The 24052-nt window shown below is 74.5% G+C and carries 18 protein-coding genes; 10 read left to right on the top strand and 8 right to left on the bottom strand.

Annotation, left to right across the window (positions count from 1 at the left end):
* Nucleotides 1-15: 15 nt before the first annotated feature.
* The 3 genes from AC24HA_RS10375 to AC24HA_RS10365 all read right to left on the bottom strand — a co-directional run bounded on the left by AC24HA_RS10375 (nt 16) and on the right by AC24HA_RS10365 (nt 3144).
* A complete protein-coding gene (locus AC24HA_RS10375; RefSeq protein WP_425709529.1) occupies nt 16-1014 on the bottom strand; it encodes an NAD-dependent epimerase/dehydratase family protein in 999 nt (332 codons plus the stop codon).
* 86 nt (nt 1015-1100) lie between these two features.
* Nucleotides 1101-1721 carry a type IV toxin-antitoxin system AbiEi family antitoxin gene (locus AC24HA_RS10370; RefSeq protein WP_425709528.1) on the bottom strand — a complete coding sequence of 207 codons (621 nt, stop codon included), beginning with the start codon at nt 1719-1721 and terminating at the stop codon, nt 1101-1103.
* A gap of 79 nt (nt 1722-1800) precedes the next feature.
* A complete protein-coding gene (locus tag AC24HA_RS10365; protein WP_425709527.1) occupies nt 1801-3144 on the bottom strand; it encodes a DUF349 domain-containing protein in 1344 nt (447 codons plus the stop codon).
* An 851-nt stretch (nt 3145-3995) separates the two neighbouring features.
* Here AC24HA_RS10365 and AC24HA_RS10360 point away from each other — a divergent pair.
* The 4 genes from AC24HA_RS10360 (at nt 3996) to AC24HA_RS10345 (ending at nt 9604) form a co-directional block, all read left to right on the top strand.
* Nucleotides 3996-4736 carry an MBL fold metallo-hydrolase gene (locus AC24HA_RS10360; RefSeq protein WP_425709526.1) on the top strand — a complete coding sequence of 247 codons (741 nt, stop codon included), beginning with the start codon at nt 3996-3998 and terminating at the stop codon, nt 4734-4736.
* 130 nt (nt 4737-4866) lie between these two features.
* Nucleotides 4867-6225 carry a histidine--tRNA ligase gene (hisS, locus tag AC24HA_RS10355; RefSeq protein ID WP_425709525.1) on the top strand — a complete coding sequence of 453 codons (1359 nt, stop codon included), beginning with the start codon at nt 4867-4869 and terminating at the stop codon, nt 6223-6225.
* On the top strand, nt 6222-7979 hold the full coding sequence (locus AC24HA_RS10350; RefSeq protein ID WP_425709524.1) for a dynamin family protein: 1758 nt from the start codon (nt 6222-6224) through the stop codon (nt 7977-7979). The genes hisS and AC24HA_RS10350 overlap by 4 nt, the downstream gene beginning before the upstream one ends.
* Complete coding sequence (locus AC24HA_RS10345; RefSeq protein ID WP_425709523.1) at nt 7976-9604, top strand: GTPase; 1629 nt, start codon at nt 7976-7978, stop codon at nt 9602-9604. Before AC24HA_RS10350 ends, AC24HA_RS10345 begins: the two co-directional genes overlap by 4 nt.
* A gap of 11 nt (nt 9605-9615) precedes the next feature.
* Here the strand turns inward: AC24HA_RS10345 and AC24HA_RS10340 are convergent, their stop codons facing one another.
* Together AC24HA_RS10340 and AC24HA_RS10335 are read right to left on the bottom strand one after the other, a co-directional pair.
* A complete protein-coding gene (locus AC24HA_RS10340) occupies nt 9616-11661 on the bottom strand; it encodes a DEAD/DEAH box helicase (RefSeq protein ID WP_425709522.1) in 2046 nt (681 codons plus the stop codon).
* Between the two features lie 212 nt (nt 11662-11873).
* Complete coding sequence (locus AC24HA_RS10335; RefSeq protein ID WP_425709521.1) at nt 11874-13388, bottom strand: MFS transporter; 1515 nt, start codon at nt 13386-13388, stop codon at nt 11874-11876.
* Nucleotides 13389-13502: 114 nt separating this feature from the next.
* Between AC24HA_RS10335 and aspS the strand changes: the two genes are divergently transcribed.
* The 3 genes from aspS to AC24HA_RS10320 all read left to right on the top strand — a co-directional run bounded on the left by aspS (nt 13503) and on the right by AC24HA_RS10320 (nt 16843).
* Nucleotides 13503-15347, top strand: a complete 1845-nt coding sequence (gene aspS / locus AC24HA_RS10330) for an aspartate--tRNA ligase (protein WP_425709520.1) — start codon at nt 13503-13505, stop codon at nt 15345-15347.
* Nucleotides 15344-16120 carry a GNAT family N-acetyltransferase gene (locus AC24HA_RS10325; RefSeq protein WP_425709519.1) on the top strand — a complete coding sequence of 259 codons (777 nt, stop codon included), beginning with the start codon at nt 15344-15346 and terminating at the stop codon, nt 16118-16120. Before aspS ends, AC24HA_RS10325 begins: the two co-directional genes overlap by 4 nt.
* 102 nt (nt 16121-16222) lie before the next feature.
* Nucleotides 16223-16843 (top strand): L-threonylcarbamoyladenylate synthase, encoded by a 621-nt coding sequence (locus AC24HA_RS10320; RefSeq protein ID WP_425709518.1) that lies wholly within the window; start codon nt 16223-16225, stop codon nt 16841-16843.
* A gap of 39 nt (nt 16844-16882) precedes the next feature.
* Here the strand turns inward: AC24HA_RS10320 and AC24HA_RS10315 are convergent, their stop codons facing one another.
* Nucleotides 16883-17620, bottom strand: a complete 738-nt coding sequence (locus AC24HA_RS10315; RefSeq protein WP_425709517.1) for a hypothetical protein — start codon at nt 17618-17620, stop codon at nt 16883-16885.
* A 109-nt stretch (nt 17621-17729) separates the two neighbouring features.
* Between AC24HA_RS10315 and AC24HA_RS10310 the strand changes: the two genes are divergently transcribed.
* The 3 genes from AC24HA_RS10310 to AC24HA_RS10300 are packed head-to-tail and all read left to right on the top strand — an operon-like array spanning nt 17730 to nt 20357.
* Nucleotides 17730-18653 carry an ABC transporter ATP-binding protein gene (locus tag AC24HA_RS10310; RefSeq protein ID WP_425709516.1) on the top strand — a complete coding sequence of 308 codons (924 nt, stop codon included), beginning with the start codon at nt 17730-17732 and terminating at the stop codon, nt 18651-18653.
* Nucleotides 18646-19563, top strand: coding sequence for an ABC transporter permease (locus AC24HA_RS10305; protein ID WP_425709515.1), 918 nt, complete (start codon nt 18646-18648; stop codon nt 19561-19563). The genes AC24HA_RS10310 and AC24HA_RS10305 overlap by 8 nt, the downstream gene beginning before the upstream one ends.
* On the top strand, nt 19560-20357 hold the full coding sequence (locus tag AC24HA_RS10300; protein ID WP_425709514.1) for an ABC transporter permease: 798 nt from the start codon (nt 19560-19562) through the stop codon (nt 20355-20357). The genes AC24HA_RS10305 and AC24HA_RS10300 overlap by 4 nt, the downstream gene beginning before the upstream one ends.
* A gap of 141 nt (nt 20358-20498) precedes the next feature.
* Here AC24HA_RS10300 and AC24HA_RS10295 read toward each other — a convergent pair whose 3' ends face one another.
* Nucleotides 20499-21773 carry an MFS transporter gene (locus tag AC24HA_RS10295; protein WP_425709513.1) on the bottom strand — a complete coding sequence of 425 codons (1275 nt, stop codon included), beginning with the start codon at nt 21771-21773 and terminating at the stop codon, nt 20499-20501.
* A 1-nt stretch (nt 21774) separates the two neighbouring features.
* Nucleotides 21775-24027, bottom strand: coding sequence for an MMPL family transporter (locus tag AC24HA_RS10290; RefSeq protein WP_425709512.1), 2253 nt, complete (start codon nt 24025-24027; stop codon nt 21775-21777).
* Nucleotides 24028-24052 lie beyond the last annotated feature (25 nt).

The raw sequence follows: 24052 nt of genomic DNA, 5'->3' as shown, positions 1-24052 counted from the left end.
GCCGTGCGGGGACCCCTACGCGGCGGAGGTGATCGCCGCGGGCACGTGCGGCAGCACGTCGTCGAGCGTCGTGAGATCGAGGGGGACGCCCGCGCCGACGAGTCGACCGCCGAGGGCGAGGCGGGTGAGGGCGACCGCGACGGCGGCGGTCGCCCCGTAGTCCGAGTCGCAGACGAGCCGAACCCCGTCCCGGTCGGGACGCCCGGCGCGACGGCCGAGCACGCGGACGGTGAGCATCGCCTCCTCGGGCCGATCCGGGTCGTGCGTGGCCAGGGGCGCGAGCACGGGAGCGAGCGGGCGCAGGACGCGGGTCCGGGCCAGCCCGGCGACGACCCGGGTGAACGCGGGGGAGTCCCAGCCGGTCCAGTACCGGACGTCGGCGCCGGTGGCGTCCTCGAGCAGTGCTCGTTCGGGGTGCTCGAACCGGCGCAGCCCCGGCTCGCGAGGATGACGGTCCGCCAGACCGGGCCGCCGGGTCGGCGGGACGGGCGCGGCGACCCAGCGCAGCATCGCCTCGGTCCCGTCCGGCCCGACCGACGCGTTCGTGCTCTGGTGGTACAGCAGCTCGACGTGGTCGACCTGGTCGAGCCCGGAGACGAGGTCCGTCACCACGAGCCCGGACAGCCCGGGGAACATCCCCGCCATCGTCACCGAGGCGACGCCCCGCCGGCGTGCGCGGGCATCCGTCGCGCGTACCTGGGCGGTCAGAGTGGGGTCCGGGCTCACGTCGACGACGTGGACGCCGGCGCCCAGGCCGACCTCCTGCACGAACGGACGGTCCTGTGGCGCCGCGACGACGAGGGCGTCCGCACCGTCGAGGGCCCGGGCGATGCTCGCGGCGTCGCGGACGTCGAGGTGCACCTGCTCGGGTGCGCCGACGGCCCGCGCGGTCAGTGGTGCGCGCTCGGCCCGGTGGTCGCCCGCCACGACGGTCGCGTCCGTGGTCCGCGCGAGCCTGGTGGCGATGCGTCCGCCCAGCACCCCGGACGCTCCTGCGACGACGATGCGGGGCACGGGACTCCTTCGGCGACGGGTTCTCGTTCGGCGACGGTGTCCCGTTGATCCGGACGGCCGACGCCGCGAGACTACGCCCCCGCGCCCTACGTGGATACGGGCCTGCGCCCGAGGTCACCTATGGGCCGGTGCCCGAGGTCGACGAGGACGAGGTCGAGCAGCTCGGTGGCCCGGCGGATGCCGGGCAGCCCGGTGCGCTCGAGGACCGCACGCCGGACGTCGGCGGCCACCGCGCGATCCCCGAGCAGCGCGCGCGCCGGCCCCGCCGACCGGTCGAACGGAAGACGGCGAACGAGGTCGAGCACCGTGCGCGCCGGCGTCGTGGCCGGGACACCGTCGACGTGTGTGAGGTCGTGCGCGCGCAGGACGATCTTGTGTCGGGCCCTGCCCGTGCGCCCGGGGGCTCGCGCCGTGTCGGGGATTCTGGGGCGAGGGCCGCCGACGTGGACCCAGGCGGCCGAGCCGAGACAGAGCACCTGGTGGGGGCTGAGCTCCTCGGACGCCTGTGCTGCCCGTGCCGCGCGCGCCAGACCTGCGCCGATCGCCGCCGGCGGCGTCGTCCCGTCCGCCGACTCCCACACGGTCGACAGGGGCGGGGGGTCGGCACCACCGGGGGTGCGGACGACGAGGGCGTCGCCGTGGACCGGTGCCACCAGCTGGGGTGCGGGGAGGGCACGTGGGGCGAGCCAGGTCAGAGCCGGATGCATGTGCCCACGATGGCCTGGACGCCCGCGGCCCCGCCCACGATCTGTGGACGGGGCCGCGGGAGCGGTGCCTGTGGATGGATCAGGCGTCGGCGGACGCCTGTATCTGGGCGAGCCAGGAACGGCGAGCGTCGAGCGCCTCCTGGGCGGTGGCGATCTTCTTGTCGTCGCCGGTGGCCCGGGCCTTCTCGAGGTCCTCCTCGAGGCCGGCGATGGCGTCCTCGAGCTGGGCGAGCATGCCGTCCGCCCTGGCCTTCTTCTCGGGGTCGGACCGGTTCCAGCGCTCGGCCTCGGCGTCGCGGATGGCCTTCTCGACGGCGCGCATGCGGCCCTCGACGCGCTGGATGTCCGCCCGCGGCACCTTGCCCGCCTCCTCCCACTGGTCCTGCAGCGGACGCAGGGCGTTCTTCGCGGCCTCGACGTCCGTGATCGGCAGGAGGGCCTCGGCCTTCGTGAGGATCTCGAGCTTGACCTCGAGGTTGCCCTCGTACTCCTTGTCGATCGCCGCGTTGGCGGCGGTGCGGTTGTCGAAGAAGCGCTGCTGCGCGGTGCGGAATCGGTGCCAGAGCTCGTCGTCGACCTTCTTCGAGGCGCGTCCGGCCGCCTTCCACTGGTCCATGAGGTCGCGGTAGGCGCCCGAGGTGGGTCCCCAGTCGGTCGAGCCGGAGAGCTCCTCTGCGCGCGTGATGAGCTTCTCCTTGGCCCGGCGCACCTCGTCCTGGCTGGCGTCGAGCTCGTGGAAGAACGCCTTGCGCTGCTTGTCGAACTGGGTGCGGGCGGCGGAGAAGCGCTTCCACAGCGCGTCCTCGTCCGGCTTGTCGATGCGCGGACCCGAGCGCTGGGCCTTCTTCCAGCTGTCGAGCAGGCCCCGCATCTCCTCGCCGGAGGCCTTCCACCGGGTGTTGGCGGGGTTCTGGGCGGCGATCCCCTCGGCCCGCTCGATGAGCGCGGTGCGCTCGACGAGGGCCTCGGCCTTGGCCTCGGCGCGCGCGACGCGCGCCTTCTCGCGCTCGACCTCGATGACCTGCTCGACGGCGGCCAGTCGCTCGCGCAGCGCCGGCAGGTCCCCGACGGCGGCCGGCTCGGCGAGCTGCTCGGTGAGCTTGCGATGCGTCTGGCCGGCCTCCTTCGGGGTGATGTGGCTCAGGCGCGTCTCGAGGAGCGCGACCTGAGCGGCGAGGTCGAGGTAGCGGCGCACGTACATGCCGAGCGCCTCCTCCTCGGAGCCGCCCGGGAACTGACCCACGATCCGTTCCGAGTCGCCGTCCTTGACGTAGACCGTGCCCTCCTCGTCGACCCGTCCGAAGGCGGCTGCCGCCGCGGCGAGCGCGGGGTCCAGCGCCGGCTGGGGGGCGGCGGGAGCGGCCGCGGCGGCCGGGACCGGTGCGACCGACGGCTTGGCCGGCATCGCCTTCGGCGTCGGCACGGAGCCCGGTGTCGGTGCGGGCGCCCCGCCCGGCCGTGGGCGCGGGGTGGGAGCCGGCGGCGCAGGAGGCGCGTCCGGTGCGTGGGACTCCGGTGCCGCAGCCGCGGGTGCGGGTGCGGGTGCGGGTGGCGCCGGGGCTGCCTCGGGAGCCGGCGATGCTGCCTCGGGTGCCGGTGGTGCCGGTGGTGCCGGGGCTGCCTCGGGTGCCGGGGCTGCCTCGGGTGCCGGGGCTGCCTCGGGTGCCGGGGGTGGTGCCGGGGCTGCCGGGGGTGCCGGGGCTGCCTCCGGACCATGCGCAGTCTCGGGAGCCGGCGGCGCGGGAGGCGCGTCCGGTGCGGGCGGTGCCGGCGCAGTCTCGGGTGCCGGCGGCGCGGGAGGCGCTTCGGGAGCCGGCGCGGTCTCGGGTGCCGGTGGAGCCTCCGACGCAGGCGGTGCGGACGGCGCGTCCGCGGCTGGCCCCGGCCCAGCCTCGGGCGCAGGAGGGCCGGCCTCGGCCGGCTCCGGTGCCGGATGCGCGGCCGCGCGGGCCGATTCCTCCTCGGTGGTCCCGGGCGCCTCGGGGGAGCCGTGGGGCTCCGCGGGTGCGTTCTCGTCGCGGTAGGGCTGATCGCTCACGTCGCTCACTCCATGCCGAGGCCCGCGTGCGGGCGTCGTCGTCACCGCGGCACCGACCTGGTGCGCGGGTCCCCGGCTCGGCAGGGGACCCGGACAGCGTAGTTCGCTCCGCGCATCCGCACCGACACGTGACCGTCCGCGCGCGGGCGAAAGGTTCGAATCCCACCGAGAGTGCAGTCCGGCCCGAGAGGGCCACGCCCGCGAGCTGCGCCCCGGGCCCCGTCTACCCTGGCGGCATGCTCGTCCGCCGCGTCGTCGCCCCGGCCCTCGAGGTCAACACCTTCGTCCTCGCCCCGGCCCAGGACGGCCCGTGCGTCGTCGTCGACCCGGGAGCCGGCTCCGCCGAGCTCCTCGCCCCGGTGCTCGAGCACCTGGGGCTGAGCGTCGGCGCCGTCCTCGTCACCCACGGCCACCCGGACCACGTGTGGGACGCCGCCGCCGTCGCGGACCCCGCCGGCGTCCCCGTGCAGATCGCGGCACCCGACCGGCCCCGCCTGGCGGACCCCGCCGGCGCCGACCAGGTCGGCGACCTCCTCGGCGGCCAGTTCCCGCTGATCGCAGGCACCCCGTGGCGCCGGCCGGCCGCCGTCCAGCAGATGTCCACCGACCTCCTCACCGGCGGGGGAGCGGCGGTCGTCCCCGCGCTCGGCGTGCGCGGCATCCCCGCCCCCGGGCACACGGCAGGCTCGACGGTGCTGCTGCTCCAGGCCGACGAGCTCGACACCGGCGAGCCCGGCGACCCTGGCCACGTGCGGCTACCGACCCCGACGGTGCCGCACCTGCTGCTGCTCACCGGCGACGTCGTCTTCGCGGGCTCCGTCGGCCGCACCGACCTGCCCGGCGGCGACCCCCGAGCCATGGACGAGACGCTGCGGACCCTCACGCGCGTCGTCGACCCGCGCTCGATCCTCCTGCCGGGCCACGGTCCCGTCACCACCCTGCAGCACGAGCTCGCCACGAACCCCTGCCTCTCCTGAGACCTGGCCGGCCGATCGACATCGGGCAAGGCCCGGAGCGTGCGCGATGGGAGCAGACGCACACCGCCGGGCCACCCGACGCGGCCGCACCGCACGGGCGGGGGCGACCATCGGTGGAACAATCGGGCCCATGGCTCGTACCCCCTCGTTGTCCGGATTCCCCGAATGGCTGCCCGACGGACGTCTCGTCGAGAACCACGTCCTGGACACGCTGCGGCACACCTTCGAGCTGCACGGGTTCGCGCCGATCGAGACCCGTTCCGTCGAACCGGTCGAGCAGCTCCTGTCCAAGGGCGAGACCTCCAAGGAGATCTACCTCCTCAGCCGTCTCCAGGCCGACGACGACGCCGCCGGCGATCCCGCGTCCGGCACCGACCGGCGGCTCGGGCTGCACTTCGACCTCACGGTCCCGTTCGCGCGCTGGGTCGTCGAGCACGCCGGGGACCTGACGTTCCCGTTCCGCCGCTACCAGATCCAGAAGGTCTGGCGCGGGGAGCGCCCCCAGGACGGCCGGTTCCGCGAGTTCACCCAGGCCGACGTCGACGTCGTCGGCGACGGCGCGCTGGCCGAGCACCACGAGGCCGAGCTCGCCCTCGTCATGGCCGAGGCCCTCGCCGCCCTGCCGGTGCCGCGCGCCGTCGTCCGCGTCAACAACCGCAAGCTCTCCCAGGGCTTCTACTCCGGCATCGGGCTCACCGACGTCGAGGCCGTGCTGCGGTCGATCGACAAGCTCGACAAGATCGGTCCCGAGGCCGTGGCGGCGCTGCTGGCCGACGAGGCGGGCGCGAGCGAGCAGCAGGCCGAGCAGGCCCTGCGGCTCGCCGGGATCCGCGGCACCGCGTCCGAGGTCGAGGAGCAGGTCCGCGCCCTCGGCGTGCGCACGGACCTCCTCGACGAGGGGCTCGACTCCCTGCTCGCCGTGCTGTCGTCCGCCGAGCGCCGCCGCCCGGAGGCCGTCGTCGGGGACCTGTCGATCGCCCGGGGCCTCGACTACTACACGGGGACCGTCTACGAGACGACCCTGCTCGGCCACGAGGACCTCGGCTCGATCTGCTCCGGCGGACGGTACGACTCCCTCGCCACCGCCGGCTCCCGGACCTTCCCGGGGGCAGGACTGTCGATCGGCGTCTCCCGCCTGGTCGCCCGCATCCTCGGCGCCGACCTGGCGCGCGCGTCCCGTCCGGTGCCCAGCGCCGTGCTCGTCGCGGTCGCCGACGAGGACCACCGCGGCGCGTCCGACGACGTCGCCGCGGCACTGCGGGCCCGCGACATCCCCGTGGAGGTGGCCCCGAGCGCGGCGAAGTTCGGCAAGCAGATCCGCCACGCCGACCGGCGCTCGATCCCGTTCGTCTGGTTCGTCTCGGGCGACGGCCACGAGGTCAAGGACATCCGCTCCGGCGAGCAGGTCGCCGCCGACCCCGCCACCTGGGAGCCGCCGGCCGGTGACCGCCGGCCGACGGTCGCGCCCACCGTCGAGGACGGCCGGTGAGCCTGCCCGCAGGCACCGGCGCCGCGGCACGGCGCGTCCTCGCGGCACTCACCGAGCTGCGTGAGGTCCTCGGCGCCGTGCGGCTCCCGCTGGCCACACCGGTCGCCGCGGGCGCGCGCACCCAGGCGCAGCGGGTCACGCAGCAGCTCGACGACTACGTGCTCGCGCGGTACTCCCGGATCGACGCGCCGCTTCTCGCCGTCGTGGGCGGTTCGACCGGTGCCGGCAAGTCGACCCTGGTCAACGCCCTCCTCGGCGCACCGGTGACCAGCGCGTCCGCCATCCGCCCGACCACGCGCCGGCCGCTGCTCGTCCACCACCTTCTCGACGAGGAGTGGTTCGCGGGCGACCGGGTGCTGCCCGGGCTCGCCCGCGTGCACGTCTCCGGCGACGCCGCGCCGACGCCCGCCGGCGAGGGCACCCACGGCGAGCTCGAGCTGCGCGTCTCGGACCGGGTGCCGCCGGGCCTGGCGGTCCTCGACGCACCGGACATCGACTCGGTGGTCGAGGACAACCGCCGCCTCGCCGGCGAGCTCCTCGCCGCGGCGGACCTGTGGGTGTTCGTCACGACCGCCGCCCGATACGCGGACGCCGTGCCGTGGGAGCTCCTCGCCGAAGCCGCCGCACGACGGATCGTCGTCGCCGTCGTCCTCAACCGCGTGCCGCAGGGGGTGTCGGGGGAGGTCCGCCATGACCTGTCCGCGCGGCTCGCCGCCGCCGGCCTCGGCCGGGCGCCCCTGTTCACCGTCGCCGAGGTGCCGATCCCGGACGGCGGGCTCCTGCCGGACATGGACGTCGCGCCGCTGCGCGCCTGGCTCGGCGGCATCGCCACCGACTCCGCCTCGCGTGCGGCGGTCGCCCGGGCCACGCTCGGCGGCGCCGTCGACGATCTCGTCCGGCGCACGGCCACGGTCGGCGAGGGCGCACGCGAGCAGTCCGTCGTCGTCGACCGCCTGCGCGAGGACGTCGACATCGCCTACGGCGCGGCGGAGGAACGGGCCGTCGCAGCCGCCGGCGACGGCTCGATGCTGCGCGGCGAGGTGCTCGCCCGGTGGCAGGAGCTCATCGGGACCGGGGAGCTCATGCGCGCCCTGGAGTCCCGGGTCGGCCGCATCCGCGACCGCATCGTCTCCGCACTCACCGGCAAGGGGTCTCCGGTCGAGCCCGTCACCGAGGCGATCGAGACCGGGATGCTCGCCGTCCTCGTCGAGGAGGTCCGTCGCGCGTCCGCCGAGGCCGAGCGGGCCTGGCTGCGCGAGCCGGCCGCCCGTGAGCTCGTGCGCGCCGCCGTCGCCCACCGGCCGGACGACGAGGCGATCCGTGCCCGCGCCGCCGACGAGGTGCGCGCCTGGCAGTCCGCCCTGCTCGACCTCGTGCGTGAGGAGGGCGCCGACCGCCGGCAGACCGCCCGCGCGCTGTCCTTCGGCGTCAACATCCTCGGCGCCGCCCTCATGGTCGCGGTCTTCGCGTCGACGGCGTTCATCCCGACCGGCGCCGAGGTGGCCGTCGGCGGCGGCACGGTGGTCGTCGCACAGAAGATCCTCGAGGCCGTCTTCGGCGACGACGAGGTCCGGCGCATGGCCGAGCGCGCCCGCGAGGACCTCGCGGGGCGCATCCGCGGCCTTCTCGCCGAAGGGGCGCGCCACTTCACGGACCAGCTGGACGCCCTCGGCGTCGACGAGGCCCTGGCGGACCGGATCGACTCCGCCGCCCGGGCGGTCGCCGACGCGCGCCGCGCGGAGAACGCCCGATGAGCGCGAGGCGCCGCGGCAGGCGCGCACGGGACACCGGGGACCTGGCGACCGACCTGACGCACCTGCGCACCGCCGTCGAGGCCGCGCGCGGCCACCTGCCCGCCGACGTGCTCGACCGGGCCGACGTCGTGCTCACGCGCGCCGGCGAGCGCGGCAGCCTCGCCCCCGGCACCACGGTGGCGGCCCTGCTGGGCGCGACCGGCTCGGGGAAGTCCTCCCTGGTCAACGCCCTCGCCGGCGCGCCGGTGGCGCGCGTGGCCCCCACGCGTCCGACGACGCAGCGCCCGCACGCCGTCACCTTCGCGCCCGGGCCGGACGGGTCGGCCGCGACCGCCGAGCTGCTCGACTGGCTGGACGTCCCCGAGCGGACGCCCGCCGGCGGTCATGACGAGCGCACGGCCGGGCTCGTCGTGCTCGACCTGCCCGACATCGACTCCACCGCCGCCGCGCACCGGGAGCTGGCCACCCAGCTGGCCGAGCGCGTCGACGTCCTCGTCTGGGTGCTCGACCCGCAGAAGTACGCCGACGCCGTGGTGCACCGGGAGTTCCTCGCGCCCATGGCGCGGCACGCCGACGTCACGCTCGTCGTGCTCAACCACGCCGACACGCTCTCCGGCGGGGCCCGGGACGCCGTCGTCGACGACCTGCGGCGGCTGCTCGCCGACGACGGTCTGGGCGGCGTCCCGGTGCTGCTGACCTCCGCACGCACGGGCGAGGGCGTCGCCGAGCTCGCCGGTGCCGTCGCGGACCAGGCCGCGTCCCAGGTGGCCGCCCACGCCCGGCTGCGCGCCGACGCCGCGACCGTCGCCGAGGAGCTCGCCGTGGCGGCGGAGCTGGACGCCGCGGAGCCGGGCAGGTCGCCCGCGGCCGACGAGCGCCAGGTCGTGGCCGCGGCCTCCGGCGCCGCCGGGGTCCCGGTGGTCACGCGCGCGGCCGCGGCCGCCTACCGTCGCCGGGCCGGTCGGCACGTCGGGTGGCCGCCCGTGCGGTGGGTCAGCCGCCTGCGGCCCGACCCGCTGCGCCGCCTGCACCTGGGGGAGCGGGGCGGAGCGGGGCGCGTGACGTCCCTGCCGCCCGCGGGACCGGCACAGGTCGCCTCGCTGACGACGGCCGTGCGCCGCCACGTCGAGGCCCGGGCCGGGGGCATGCCCGACGCGTGGCGTGCTGACGTCGGCGCGGACGTCGAGGGCCGGGTCCCGGGACTGCTCGAGCAGGTCGATCCCGAGATCGGTGCCGTGGACCTCGGCCAGGGCAGGCGCCCGGCGTGGTGGCGCGTGCTCGGCCTGATCCAGTGGGTGCTGATCGGGGCCGCGGTGGCCGGAGGCGTGTGGCTCGGGGGGCTCGCCGTCATGGGCTACCTGCGGATGCCGGCCCCCGCGACGCCAGACTGGCGCGGCTGGCCGGTGCCGACCCTGCTGCTCCTCGGCGGCGTGCTGGCCGGGCTGCTCGTGTGGGTGCTCGGCTCGTGGCTCGCGCGCATCGGCGCGCGGCGCCGCGCGGGAGCGGTGCGCAGGCGACTACGGAGCGTGATCGCCGAGCGCGTGCGCGCGGACGTCACGGAGCCGCTCGACGCGCACCTCGCGAGGTTCGAGGAGTTCAGCTCGGCCGTGCGCGCGCTGCGCTGACCGGCCGACGGTCAGTACCGCGGCTGGCGGGGGCGCGACGGCGAGGTGGAACGCCGGTCGTCGCGCCCGGGGCGGCGGTCCGAGCCCCTGCCGGCGGGCCGGTGCCCGCCCTTCGGCCCGGAGTCCTCACGCAGGTTGAGGCGCCGGCCCCCGACGACGGCGCGGGCGAGCTTCTCCCGCGAGCGGGCGTCAAGGTCGGCGCTCACCTCGACGAGGCTGAAGCTGGGGAAGATGTCGATCTTGCCGATGTCGCCGCCGCGCAGCGAGGACTCCCCGGTCAGGGCACCGACGATCGCGGCCGGCCGGACGCCGTCGCGGTGGCCGACGTCGACGCGGTAGGTCGTCCCGTCGCCGGTGCCGCGGGGGCGCCGGGCCACGCGGCCCTTGGGCTCGCGGCCGTCCTCGAAGCGGGCGCTGAGGAACTCGCCCTGCTCGTCGACGTTCTCCTCGCGCCGCGTGCGGCCGCGTCGGTCGCCCGCGCCGGAGGACCCGGGACGGTCGTCCTTCCAGCTCTTGTCCCGCTGCTTGCGCGCGGGCAGGGCGAGCTGGTCGGGCTCGGACTCCGAGCGCGGGCGCGGCCCGGAGTCGCCGACGGCCAGCGCGAGCAGGGTGGCGGCGACCTCGGCCGGGTCGGCCGGGGCGCTGACGCCCATGGCCTCGGTGAGGAGCGTGCGGTACATCTCGAGGCGGCCCGCGTCGTGCCGCTCGGAGGTCTTGAGGAGGATCGTGCGCGCCTTGTGGGCGGAGACGTCCGCGGGCGTGGGGATGACGGCCTCGGTGAGAGTGGCGTTCGTGGCCCGCTCGATCTGGCCGAGGCGGCCGCGCTCGCGCGGCGTGAGGAACGTCAGGGCGCGGCCCGTGCGCCCGGCCCGGCCGGTGCGGCCGATGCGGTGGACGTAGGAGTCGGTCTCCCGGGGCACGTCGTAGTTGACGACGAGGCCGACGCGCTCGACGTCGAGCCCGCGGGCGGCGACGTCGGTGGCGACGAGGACGTCGAGCGTGCCCTCGCGGAGCCGCTCGACGATGCGCTCGCGCTCCTTCTGCGGGACGTCGCCGGACAGGGCGGCCGCCTGGACGCCGCGGCCCTGGAGCTCGATCGCGACCTCCTCGACCTGCGCCTTGGTGCGGACGAAGACGATGGCGGCATCGGCGTCGGAGACGGCCAGGATGCGGGCGAGCGCTCCGGTCTTGTGCCGGAACGGCACGACGGCGTAGGTCTGCTCGATGTTCGCCACCGTGCTCGCCGGCGGCGTGACCGAGACGTGCGCCGGGTCGGTCATGTGCGTGGCGGCGACGCGTCGGATCGCGGACGGCATCGTGGCCGAGAACAGCGCCGTGCGGCGGTCGGTCGGCACGTGCGACGCGATCGACTCGACCTCCTCGGCGAAGCCCATCCGCAGCATCTCGTCGGCCTCGTCGAGCACGAGGAAGCGCACATGCGTGAGGTCGAGCGAGCCGCGCTCGATGTGGTCGATGACCCGGCCGGGCGTGCCGACGACGACCTGCGCGCCGTCTTTGAGCCCGCGCAGCTGCGGCGTGTACGACGACCCGCCGTAGATCGGCAGCACCTGCAGCCCCGGCATGCGGTGCGCGAAGTCGGCGATCGCGTCGCCCACCTGGACGGCGAGCTCGCGGGTCGGGGCCAGCACGATGGCCTGGACCTTGCGCAGACCCGGGTCGACAGCGGCGAGCAGGGGCAGACCGAACGCGGCCGTCTTGCCGGTGCCGGTCTGGGCGACCCCGACGACGTCCCGGCCGCTCATGAGCACGGGGATCGTGCGGGCCTGCACGTCGGTCGGCGCGACGAAGCCGAGGTCCTCGACGGCGCGGAGCAGGTCGGTCGGCAGGCCGAGCGTGGCGAAGGTGGCGGGACGCTCCTCGCGCTCGGCCGGCGCGGAGGTCTCCTGCGCGGCGGGCGCCTCGACGCTCGAGGTCTCCTCGACCTGCGGCGCCTGGTCGGCGCCGTCCCGGGGCGAGGCGTGCTCGGTGTCGGGGACGGTGTCGCCGTCGTGGCTCGGGTCGCTGGTGCGGGCAGGCTCTGTGGCGTGATCGGGCACGAAATCTCCTCGGGGTGCGGCGAGCGGGGCGCCCAGGACGGGGCGCGTGCCGCACAGTGCCCGGAAGTCGTCCGCGCCTTGTGCGTCGGAGAGAAGAGTGGGGCGTGCACGGCCATGGATGGCGCGCTCGACCCCAGACGTTACCGGCCGGGCACCCCCGGCGGGTGGTCGAGCCCCGGTGAGAACCGGCACAACGACGCCGTTGCCCCCGGTCAGGCCGGCGAGGTCGCCAGCGTCGACCGGTCGCCCTGCGAGCGGTAGGACGCGGTGGCCGACAGCAGCGCGAGCACGAGGCCGATCCCGAGCGCGGCCACGTAGGGGACCTGTCCCAGCGCGCCGGGCGGGGCGACGGCCACGGCGACCCCGGTGAGCGCGACGAGGACCGCCGGCCCGAGGGCGTCGGCGATCTGGAGGTGCGCGCTGACCTCGCCCTGGCGCGCCCGCGGGGTCCAGCCGAGCGCGAGCACCGAGGAGGAGGACATGGCGAGGCCGATCCCGCCGCCGGCGACGACCCAGGAGACGATCGTCAGCCAGGCGGGCACGTCCGGCCACGAGGTGGGGATCGCGACGGCGATGCCGGCCGCCAGCATCGACGACCCGATCCAGGGCAGCCGCGCCCGCGTCGCCTCGGTCCGCACGCGCGCAGCCACCACGGAGGCCGCGCCCCACGACAGGGAACCGACGGTCAGCACGCTGCCGGCCGACATGGCGTCCCAGCCGTGCTGCTCCTGCAGGAGCAGCACGAGGTAGACCTGGGTCGCGACGTAGGCGCCGTTGAGCAGGGCCCGGCCCGTGACGAGCGCGGGCACGCGGGCTCGCAGCCGCAGCGCGCCGCCGGGCAGTAGGCGGGGGAGGCAGGCCAGCAGCACGAGCGTGCCGAGCCCGAGGAGGATCCAGTCGGACGCCGTGAGCCCGACGCCCTCGCCGGGGGCCGAGCCCGCCGACTGCAGGAGCGCGGCCCCGGTCCCGGCCCCGACGGCGACGAGGATCGCGGAGCCGCCCCGGTCGCCCGGTGCGGATCCTCGCCTCTCGCCCGGTGCCGAGCCCCGCTGCTCGCCCGGCGTCGAGACCGGCCGGGCCCTCGGCACGTCCGGCACGTTCGGCGCGGCGGCGCGGGCCGCCGCCTCGTCGCGGCGGAGCCGGGCGAAGACCGCGAGGACGAGGAACATGGCCGGCACGGCGACGGCCGCGATCCCGAGGAACACCCACCGCCAGGACACGTGGTCCGCGAGGAACCCGGCCAGCAGCGGCCCGACCAGCGACGGCACGACCCACGCCGCGGAGAAGGCCGCGAAGAAACCCGGGCGCCGCCGGGCGGGGACGACGGTCCCCACGAGCACGTACAGCGGGACGATGACGAGCGCACCGCCCACGCCCTGGACCGCCCGGCCGAGCACGAGCAGCCACATGTCCGGGGCGAGGCCCGCGAGCGCGAGGCCGGTGATGAAGGTGACGATGCCGGTGACCAGGGCGGCCCGGGTCCCGCCCGCGTCGCACCACCTGCCGGCGGCCGTCGTCGTGGCCACCTGCGTGGCGAGCGTGATGCCGTAGGCGAGCGCGTAGAGCTGTCCGCCGTCGAGCGCCCGGGAGACCGTCGGCATGGCCGTCGCCACGGCGAGGGCCTCGAAGGCGACGAAGGTGATGAGCGCGATCGAGACGACGAGGAGGAGCCGGATCGTCCTCACGTCGGTGTGTTCCGCGAGATCGTCGCCCGCCTCAGCACTCACCCGCGCATCGTCGCCCCGCGGGGGGCGGCCGGACAACTCACCGGTGCGTGAGACGTACCATCGGGGGCGGCCCCCGCCCGTCTCGCGGGGTGCACCCCGACGGAAGGACCCCTCGTGCTCCGCACGCGCCCCGCAGGAACTCTCACCGCCGCCGACGCCGGCGCAGACGTCACGCTCGCCGGCTGGGTCGATCGACGGCGCGACCACGGCGGCGTCGCGTTCCTCGACCTGCGGGACTCCTCGGGCATCGCCCAGGTCGTCGTCCGCGACGAGGACGTCGCCCACGAGCTGCGCAGCGAGTTCGTCGTCCAGGTGACCGGCGAGGTCTCCGTGCGCCCCGAGGGCAACGCCAACCCCGAGCTCGCGACCGGCGAGATCGAGGTCATCGCCACCGAGCTCACCGTGCTCAACAGCTCGGCCCCGCTGCCGTTCCAGGTCTCGGACCACGCGGGGGACTCGGGCGCCGTCGGCGAGGAGGCCCGCCTCCGGCATCGCTACCTCGACCTGCGCCGCACCGGCCCGGCCGCCGGGATCCGCCTGCGCTCGAAGGTCAACCAGGCCGCTCGGCGTGTGCTCGACGCGCAGGACTTCGTCGAGATCGAGACCCCCACGCTCACCCGGTCCACCCCGGAGGGGGCCCGCGACTTCATCGTGCCCGCCCGCCTGGCCCCGGGCTCCTGGTACGCGCTGCCGCAGTCGCCGCAGCTGTTCAAGCAGCTGCTCATGGTCGGCGGGATGGAGCGGTACTACCAGATCGCCCGCTGCTACCGGGACGAGGACTTCCGGGCCGATAGGCAGCCGGAGTTCACCCAGCTCGACGTCGAGATGAGCTTCGTCGACCAGGACGACGTCATCGGCGTCGCCGAGGAGATCCTCGCCGAGCTGTGGGCGCTCATCGACGTGGCTATCCCGCGCCCGATCGCGCGGATGACCTACGCCGAGGCGATGCGCCGGTTCGGCTCGGACAAGCCGGACCTGCGGTTCGGCGTCGAGATCACCGAGCTGAAGGACTTCTTCGCAGACACCCCCTTCCGTGTGTTCCAGTCCCCGTACGTGGGCGCCGTCGTGATGCCCGGCGGGGCGAGCCAGCCGCGTCGCACGTTCGACGCCTGGCAGGACTGGGCCAAGCAGCGCGGTACGAAGGGCCTCGCCTACGTGACGATCGCGGAGGACGGCACCCTCGGCGGGCCGGTCGCCAAGAACATCTCTGAGGCGGAGCGGGCCGGGCTCGCGGCCGCGGTCGGCGCCGAGCCGGGGGACTGCGTCTTCTTCGCCGCCGGGGAGCAGACGTCCTCGCGCGCCCTGCTCGGTGCGGCGCGGCAGGAGATCGCGGCGCGCACCGGCCTGATCGACGAGGATGCGTGGGCGTTCGTGTGGGTCGTGGACGCGCCGCTGTTCAAGCCGGTCGCCGAGGCCCTGGACGAGGGCGACGTCGCCGTCGGCGGCGGACGCTGGACGGCCGTGCACCACGCCTTCACGTCCCCGACCCCGGAGTGGATCGACCGCTTCGAGGAGGACCCGGGCGAGGCGCTGGCCTACGCCTACGACATCGTCTGCAACGGCAACGAGATCGGCGGCGGTTCGATCCGTATCCACCGTCGCGACGTCCAGCAGCGCGTGTTCGACGTCATGGGCATCGGCGAGGCCGAGGCGCAGGAGAAGTTCGGCTTCCTCCTCGACGCCTTCCAGTTCGGCGCGCCCCCGCACGGCGGCATCGCGTTCGGCTGGGACCGGATCGTCGCGCTCCTGCACGGGGTGGACTCCATCCGGGAGGTCATCGCCTTCCCCAAGACCGGTGGCGGGTACGACCCGCTGACCGGCGCGCCCGCGCCCATCACGGAGGACCAGCGCGCCGAGGCCGGCGTCGACGCCGAGCCCGAGGACGAGGAGCAGGAGCAGGCCGAGGCGGGCAGCAGCGAGCCGACGGGCGGTACCGGCGCGCCGTCCGCACGAGCGTGACCGACGCGCACGAGGGCTTCCTCGACGGCGACCTGTTCTACCGGGCGCAGGCCGCGCGGATCGGGGCCTCGCCGCTGGCCCAGACGGCCACGGCGGGCGTCGGCGTGGGACCCGACCCGAACGGCGGGGGCCGGCGCGTGCTCGCCTCCGGCGACGTCGATCAGATCGTCGACCTGCTCATCGCCCACCCGGTCGCCGACCTGGCCTCCGCCCAGGCGCCGCTCGGGACGCTGGCCGAGCTGCGGCGTCGGGCCGAGGCGGAGGCGGACGCCCGGACGGCCCTCGCGCCGTGGCTCGCCATGACCACGGGACGGGCCTGGGACCTGCTCGCGATCCACGAGGCGCCCGAGACGAGGCCCGGTGAGGAGGCGGTGCTCCGCCTCGAGCAGGTCGAGGCGAACCGCGTCGTTCGCGACGTCCTCGCCGAGGCATACCCGGACACGTGGGCGCTCCGGCACCTCGAGGAGCACACGTGGACCGGCTACGTGCGCGACGGCGAGTGGCTGGCCGTCATGGCGTCCCGGCGCGCGCCCGTCCAGGGCGGAGGAGAGGTCGCCGTGCTCTCGGGCCTGGGCACGCGCCCGGCCCACCGGGGCCAGGGCGTCGGCTCGGCGCTCACGTGCGCGATCACGAGGCGCGAGCTCGCCGCAGGCGCGCGCGTCGTCCAGCTCGGTACGTGGGCCGACGTCGTCGGGCCCAGGCGCCTGTACGAGTCGCTCGGCTTCCGGCTCGTCCAGCAGGTGGAGAACATCGCGCCGGCCGACCCCGCCTGACCGATCGTTCAGGCCGTGCCGAGGGCCTGGCTCGGGAACGGGGCGACGGCACGCGCCCGCGGGCGCGCGACGCGCCCCGACGACCGGTGGCAGGATGAGGCGATGGTGCGCCACCTCGACATCCACCCCACGGACCCGCAGCCGCGGAAGATCGCCCAGGCCGTCGACGTCCTGCGTCAGGGCGGTCTGGTCGCCTATCCCACGGACTCGGGGTACGCGCTCGGCGCGACGCCGGGCAACAAGGACGCGATCGAGCGGATCACGCAGCTCCGGCGCCTGGACAAGAAGCACCACTTCACGCTCGTGTGCCACGACTTCGCCCAGCTCGGTTCGGTCGTCATCGTCGACAACTCCGACTTCCGGCTCATCAAGTCGCTCACGCCCGGGCCGTACACCTTCATCCTCACGGCCACGAAGGAGGTGCCGCGGATGATGGTCCACCCCAAGAAGCTCACCGTCGGCGTGCGTATCCCCGACCACCCCGTCTCCCTGGCGCTCGTGCGCGAGCTGGGGGAGCCGATCCTGTCCTCCACCCTGATCCTCCCGGACGCGGAGGAGCCCATGTCGGAGGGCTGGGTCGTGGCCGAGGAGATCGGCCACGCGCTCGACGCCGTCGTCGACTCCGACGTCACCTCGACCGAACCCACGAGCGTGCTCGACCTCAGCGAGGGGGACGTGCGCGTCGCGCGGGTGGGCGCCGGGGACGTCAGCCGGTTCGAGTGAGCAGGGAACGACGCACGGACCACCGAGCCCCGGCGGGCGTCACGAGTCCCGACGTGCGTCGTCGCTCTCGGCGGGTGCGCCGATCGCGCCGGCGATGCGCTGCTCGAAGGCGTCGGTGGCCGCGGTCGGCAGCACGACGAGTCCGCTGAGCTCGCGGGTGGCGCGCCGGTAGGCCGTCTGCCGCTCCGCATAGGTGGCCGAGGGGTCGTCGGCGAGCGAGAGGAACTTCTTGGCACGGACGAGCGCCTGCTGCTCGGTCACGGAGAACGCCGAGGCCTGACGCCGCCGCGCCTCCTGCTCGGCGACGTCGAACGCGGTCTCGTACCGGCGCACCGCGTCCCGGTACTCGGCGAGCAGCTCCGCGTCGACCGGCTCGTCGGCACCGGCGGCGCCGGGAGCACCGTCGGCATCGCCCGGCCGGAGGGCGTCGGCGTCCCGCTTGGCCCGGTGGAAGTCCACGGTCAGCGGTTCGCGCATGTCGGTCATCAGCGGGTGGTCGATGAGCTTGGCGATGTCGAGCTCGTAGTCGAGCCAGCGCTCGTCCACCGCCGCGTGCCGCGCGCGCGTGCGTTCGATCTCCCGCCGGGAGGCCTCGACCCGCTCCGCCTCTGCGTCCCGCGCGCCGTACTTGATCCGCGCGAGCTCGATCTTGTGCTTACGCCTGCGCTTGTCCCACTTGCTCACACCCGTGGCGACGCCACCGACCGCGCCGCCGATGACCCCGCCGAGGGGGAACACCAGCCACCAGTAGCCGGCGATGAAGTCGAAGAGGCCCACGACCGCACTCTAGGGTGCCGCACCTCGGCGCCCGATCGGTGACTCCGAACGCCCGCGCGGCCTGAGAATTGCGGCGCGAACGCCGTTGACCTGGCTTATCATCCTCCGCGTGCCACCCGCCATCCACGCCTCTGCCCTGCGCAAGACGTACGGCGACTTCGTCGCGGTCGACGGGATCGACCTCGAGGTGGCGCCCGGAGAGAGCTTCGGCCTGCTCGGCCCCAACGGCGCCGGCAAGTCGACGACGATGCGCATGATCGGCGGCACGCTGGACCGCTCCGGCGGGGAGCTGAGCGTGCTCGGCATGGACCCGGGCCGGCAGGGCCCCGAGGTCCGCGCCCACCTCGGCGTCATACCGCAGCAGGACAACCTCGACGAGGAGCTCCGGGTCAAGGAGAACCTCGTGATGTACGGCCGGTACTTCGGCATGTCGCGCCGCGAGCTTGCCGCCAGGGCCGACGAGCTGCTCGAGTTCGCCCAGCTCACCGAGAAGTCCCGGGCCAAGGTGCAGTCGCTCTCCGGCGGGATGAAGCGACGCCTGACGATCGCACGGGGGCTGGTCAACGACCCCAAGATCCTCCTGCTCGACGAGCCCACGACCGGCCTGGACCCGCAGGCGCGGCACATCCTGTGGGACCGGTTGTTCCGCCTCAAGGAGGGCGGGACCACGCTCGTCGTGACGACCCACTTCATGGACGAGGCCGAGCAGCTGTGCGACCGGCTCGTGGTCGTCGACCACGGCCGGATCATGGCCGAGGGCTCGCCGCGCGCGCTCATCCGCGAGTACTGCACGCGCGAGGTCGTCGAGCTGCGGTTCGGCTCCGCGCGCAACTCGTCCGTGGTGGCCGAGCTCGCGGACGTCGCCGAGCGCACCGAGGTGCTGCCCGACCGCGTGCTGCTCTACGCCGACGACGGCGAGGCCGTCGTCGAGGAGGTCGCCCACCGGGGCCTGAGCCCGATCACCTCGCTCGTGCGCAGGTCCTCCCTGGAGGACGTGTTCCTCCGGCTCACCGGCAGGAGCCTCGTTGACTGACCACGAGGACGCCGCCCGGGCAGGAGCCGGGGCGGGGGCGACGACGGGGGTGTCGTCGTCGGGCGGTCCCGACGCGACGGTCGCCACCTCCGCCGGCGCCGACCCCCGCCACCTGGCGATGGCCGCCGCCGCGCGACGCTGGGGCTGGTGGTACCAGACCGAGGCCTGGCTGCGGAGCTTCCGCTACTACGCCTTCTCGGCGCTGATGTACGCCGTCGGGCAGCCGCTCGTCTACATGATCGCCATGGGTATCGGGCTGGGCACGCTCGTCGGCCAGGGCGCGGGCACCGTCGACGGCGTGGACTACCTGACGTTCGTCGCGCCCGCGATCCTCGTCTCGACCGCGGTGATGTCGGTGACCGGCGAGATGACCTACCCCGTGATGACCGGGTTCAAGTGGCAGCGGCTCTACCACGCGCCCGCCGCGACGGCGATGAGCCCCGGGCACATCGCGCACGGCCACTTCGTCGGCGTCATGCTCCGGTTCGCCGCCCAGTGCCTCGTCTTCTGGCTCATCATGCTCGCGTTCGGCGCCACGTCGTCGCCGGCCTCGGTGCTCCTCGTGCCGATCGGCGTGCTGGCCGCCGCGGCGTTCGGTGCACCGGTGCAGGCGTACGCGTCGACGCTCGAGGACGAGGGCTTCCAGTTCTCGGCGATCCAGCGCTTCGTCGTCATGCCGATGTTCCTCTTCGCGGGCACGTTCTTCCCGCTCACCGTGATGCCCGTGTACCTCCAGTGGATCGGTTGGCTCTCCCCGGTGTGGCACGGCAGCCAGCTGGCCCGGGTGGTCTCCTACGGCGCCGACGTCGCCCCGTGGCTCATCGCCGCGCACGTCGCGTTCCTCGTGGCGTGCACGGCCCTCGGGCTCGTGTGGTCCCGGCGGTCCTACACGCGCAGGCTCTCCTCATGAGCGCGCGGTCCATGATCCGCTCGCTGTGGGCGGGCAACACCGGGGCGGTCGTCGAGCGCGGGTTCACCGTGGTGCTCGCCCAGAACTGGATCATCCTCGTCTCCGGCTTCTTCGAGCCCGTGCTCTACCTGCTGGCGATGGGGATCGGCATGGGCGGCCTCGTCGGCGAGGTCGTCGGCCCCGGCGGGCAGGCGGTCGAGTACGCCGTCTACATCGCCCCGGCGCTGCTGGCCACCTCCGCGATGAACGGCGCCATCTACGACTCGACCTTCAACGTCTTCTTCAAGCTCCGCTTCGCCAAGCTGTACCAGGCGATGCTGCAGACGAGCCTCGGTCCCCTCGACGTGGCGCTCGGCGAGATCGTCATGGCCCTGTTCCGCGGGTTCCTCTACGCGTGCGGGTTCCTCGGCGTCATGGCCCTCATGGGCCTGGTGACCAGCTGGTGGGCGCTGCTCATGGTGCCCGCGGCCGTCCTCGTCGCCTTCGGTTTCGCCGCGATCGGCATGGGGATCACGAGCTTCATGACGAGCTTCCAGCAGATGGACGTCATCGGGTTCGTCATGCTCCCGATGTTCCTGCTCTCCGCCACGCTCTACCCGATCGACGTCTACCCCGAGGCCGTGCAGTGGCTCGTCCAGGCGCTTCCGCTGTGGCACGGCGTCGAGCTGATGCGCCACCTGGGCGTCGGACACGTCGACTGGGCCACGCTCGGGCACCTCGGCTACTTCGTGGCGATGGTGGGCGCGGGGCTGTGGCTGACGACCGTGCGGCTGCGCGCCCTGTTCCTGCGCTGAAGGCGCCGGCTCGTCCGGCACCGGCAGGGGGACGGTGGCGAGGTCGTGCCGGAGGTGGTGAGGTCGTGCCTGCGGAGCACGATCTCGCCATGTGCGGCACGACCTCGGCGCAGGTGGGGACCGGACCGGGCGGCCCCGCGGTCAGGGCTGCGGGTCCTCGGCGTCGTAGTCGAGGAACTTCCTCTGGAGGGCCACGACCGCGGCGAGGGCGAGGACGCACGCAACACCGGCGGCCACGAGCGCCCAGCCCTCGCCGGTGACCGTGGCGAGCGAGCCGAGGAGGAACTCGCCCAGGCGGGGCCCGCCGGCGACCACGACGATGAAGATGCCCTGGAGCCGGCCGCGCAGGTGGTCGGGGGTGGCGACCTGCAGGATCGTGGTCCGGAAGACCATGGCGATGGAGTCCGCCGAGCCGGACACCGCGAGCGCGACGCACACGAGCACCAGCGCCCACGGCGCGCCGAGATGCCCACCCAGGAGCACGGCCGCCCCGGCGAGCGCGACGGCCACCCCGTAGGAGCCCACCGCCGCCACCGTGCCCACACCCTGCCGGCGCACCCGTCCCACGGGACCGGAGAACGTCAGCGCGAGCAGCGCCCCCGCGGCGATGGCGGCCGAGAGCACGCCGGTCGTCCCCTCGGTGCCGCCGAGCCAGACGATCGCCACCGCCGGCAGGAGGGCGCGGGGATTCGCCAGCACCATGGCGCAGAAGTCCGTGAGGAACGTCATCCGGATGTTGGGTGCGGTGGCGAGGAAGCGCACGCCGTCGGCGACCGAGCGCAGCCCGGGCATGCGCGCCCGCACGCCCGCGACCGAGCCCTGCGGCGGCACGGGCGGCAGCGTCCACATCCCCCACATCGCCACCGTGTAGAGCAGGGCGTCGCCGAGGTAGGTCATCGTGTAGCCGACGTGCTCGACCATGAACCCGGCGAGCAGCGGGCCCACGAACATCGACCCGGACATGACGATGGCGTTGAGCGCGTTCGCCGCCGGCAGCTGGTGGGGCGGCAGCAGACGGGGATAGATCGCGGAGCGCGCGGGGGAGACGATCGCGAAGCCCGTCGAGTGCAGGACCACGAGCCCGTAGAGGACCCACGTCTCGGTATTGCCGAGCGCGGCCTGCGCCACGTTGAGCCCACCGGTCACCCACAGCAGGACACCGCCGGCGAGAGCGACCTTGCGCCGGTCGAACACGTCGACGACGGCGCCGCCGTACAGGCCGACGACGACAATGGGCACGAGCGCGAACAGCCCGACGAGCCCGACCGACATCGACGAGCCGGTCAGCGCGAACAGCTGCAGCGCGATCGCGGTCGTGGCGAGCTGGGCGCCGAGGGCGGACGCCAGCTGGCCGACCCACAGGTGCCGGTAGGGGACCGACTCGCGCAGCGGCGTGAGGTCGAGGAGGAGCCGCACCTCAGTGCTCGATCGAGAAGCGCTCGTAGAGCCGCCTCAGCGGGGCCGGCGCCCACCAGTTCCAGCGGCCGAGCAGCGTCATCGTGGCGGGCACGAGCAGCAGCCGCACGAGGGTCGCGTCGAGGAGGACGGTGAGCGCGAGCCCGAGCCCGACCTGCTGGATCGCGTCGATCTCCCCGAGGGCGAACCCGAGGAACACGGCGATGATGATCGCCGCCGCGGAGGTGATGATCCGCCCCGAGCGCTGCAGCCCCCGCTCGACGGCGAGGTCGTTGTCCCCAGTTGAGTCCCAGTACTCCTTGATGCGCGCCAGGAGGAAGACCTCGTAGTCCATCGCGAGCCCGAACCCGAAGGCGACGATGATCGCCACCACGTACGTCTCCAGGCCGGCGTGCGGCTCGGACAGGCCGATGAGGCTCGATCCCGTCTCGGACGTGAAGAGCCAGGTGGTCAGCCCGAGCGACGCGGCGATCGAGAGGACGTTGATGAGCAGGGCCTTGATCGGGATGAGCAGCGACCCGGTCATGAGGAACAGCAGGACGAACACGGCCAGGACGACGACGCCGGCCGTCAGCGGGAGCCCGTCGACCAGGGAGTCGGTGAAGTCAATCTGCGCTGCCGCCGTCCCGCCGGTGAAGGTCTCGAACCCCGGGTCGACGGCGCGGATCTCCTCCGTGGCGGCGACGCCCGTGGCGTCGCCCGGGTCGTCGGTGGCGAGCGTGATGGTGACGAGCGACCGGCCGTCGTCCAGGACGCTCGGCGTCCCGACGGACTCCACACCGTCGATCGCCTCGACCGCCTCGGCCCACGCGCCGAGCTCGTCGGGCGCGGCGTCGGCCACCGTGTAGGCGTCGGCGAACCCGAGCGCGGGATAGTCCTCGGCGAGCACCTGCAGCGCCTGCCCGGTGTCGGTGTCGGTCGGGACCATCTCGACCGACGACGAGCGCAGCGTCATGTTCGCCAGCGGGGAGACGGCCACGGCGAGGAGTGCGGTGACCCCGACGAGGATCGCCCAGGGATGGCGGTGGACGAACCGGGCGAGCCTGGAGAACGCGCCCTCGTCGGACCCGGTGTCCCCGAAGGCACGCACGAGGAGCCGGAGCCCCGGGACCTTCGCCAGCGCGGAGCCGCGCGCGAGGCGGTGGCCGGTCAGGACGAGGACCGCCGGGATGAGCGTGATTGCCGCGACGACGGCCAGGAGCACGACGGCGACCGCGCCGGCCGAGATCGTCGTGAGGATGTCGGGACGCATGAGGAGCAGGCCGGCCACGGAGATCGCCACGGTGACGGCGGAGTAGAACACCGTGCGTCCCGCGGTCTCGACGCATCTGCGCACGGCCGCCATCAGCCGCGGGTCGCGGCTCCCGGGCCGGAAGGGCCCCGCGTCGTCGGTCGTCTCGCGGATGCGGGCGACCTCCTCGCGGAAGCGCGAGACCACGAGCAGGCCGTAGTCGATGGACAGGCCGAGCCCCAGGACGGTGACCACGTTGAGGACGAAGGACTGGATCTCCATCCCGTAGGTGAGCGCGAGCAGCGCACCCATGCCGGCGACGATCGACGCGAGCGCACCGATCACGGGCAGCGTCGCGGCGAGGAAGCCGCCGAAGACGACCACCATGATGAGGAGGGCGACCGGCAGCCCGATCGCCTCGCCCCGGATGAGGTCCTCCTGGATCTGGGCGTTGATGGCGTCGACGACGAGCTGGGTCGAGGTGAGGTGGGCGTCCGCGTCCGGTCCGAGGGCGGACAGGTCGGCGGACTCCATGAGCTCCACGACCTCGGCGTGGGTGGCGTCGACGTCGGCGTCGTTGTCGATGGTCGCGATCACCGCGACGCCGTCGCCCTGGGCCGAGACGAACGGGCCGGCCTGCTCGTCGGCGGGACCGCCGGGGAAAGCCGCGGGGGAGACGGCGCGGGAGACGCCCGAGATCTGGTCGAGCTCGGCGGTGAGCGGTCCGAGCACCTGGGCGACGGCGGCCTGGGTCTCGGGGTCGGCCACGTCGATCCCGGTGACGACCATCGTCACGGTGTCGGCGTCGGTCGAGCTGTCCTCCATCGCGCGGGAGGCGATCGTGGACTCGGAGCCCTCGATGACCGGTTCGTCGCCGGCGGCCATCCGGTCGAAGAGCCCGTCGCCGCCGAACCCGGTCAGTGCCCACGTCCCGGCGCCGGCGACGACGAGCACCCAGGCCAGGACGACGAGCTTCGGGAACGAGGTGACCAGTCGGCCCAGTGCGCGGAACACGAGGCTCATGCTCGCACCGCGCGACCGGCCGCAC

The sequence above is a fragment of the Georgenia sp. Z1491 genome, assembly GCF_057652395.1.
The sequence above is the reverse complement of the archived record's forward strand: the minus strand, read 5'-3'. Positions and strand labels throughout refer to the sequence as shown.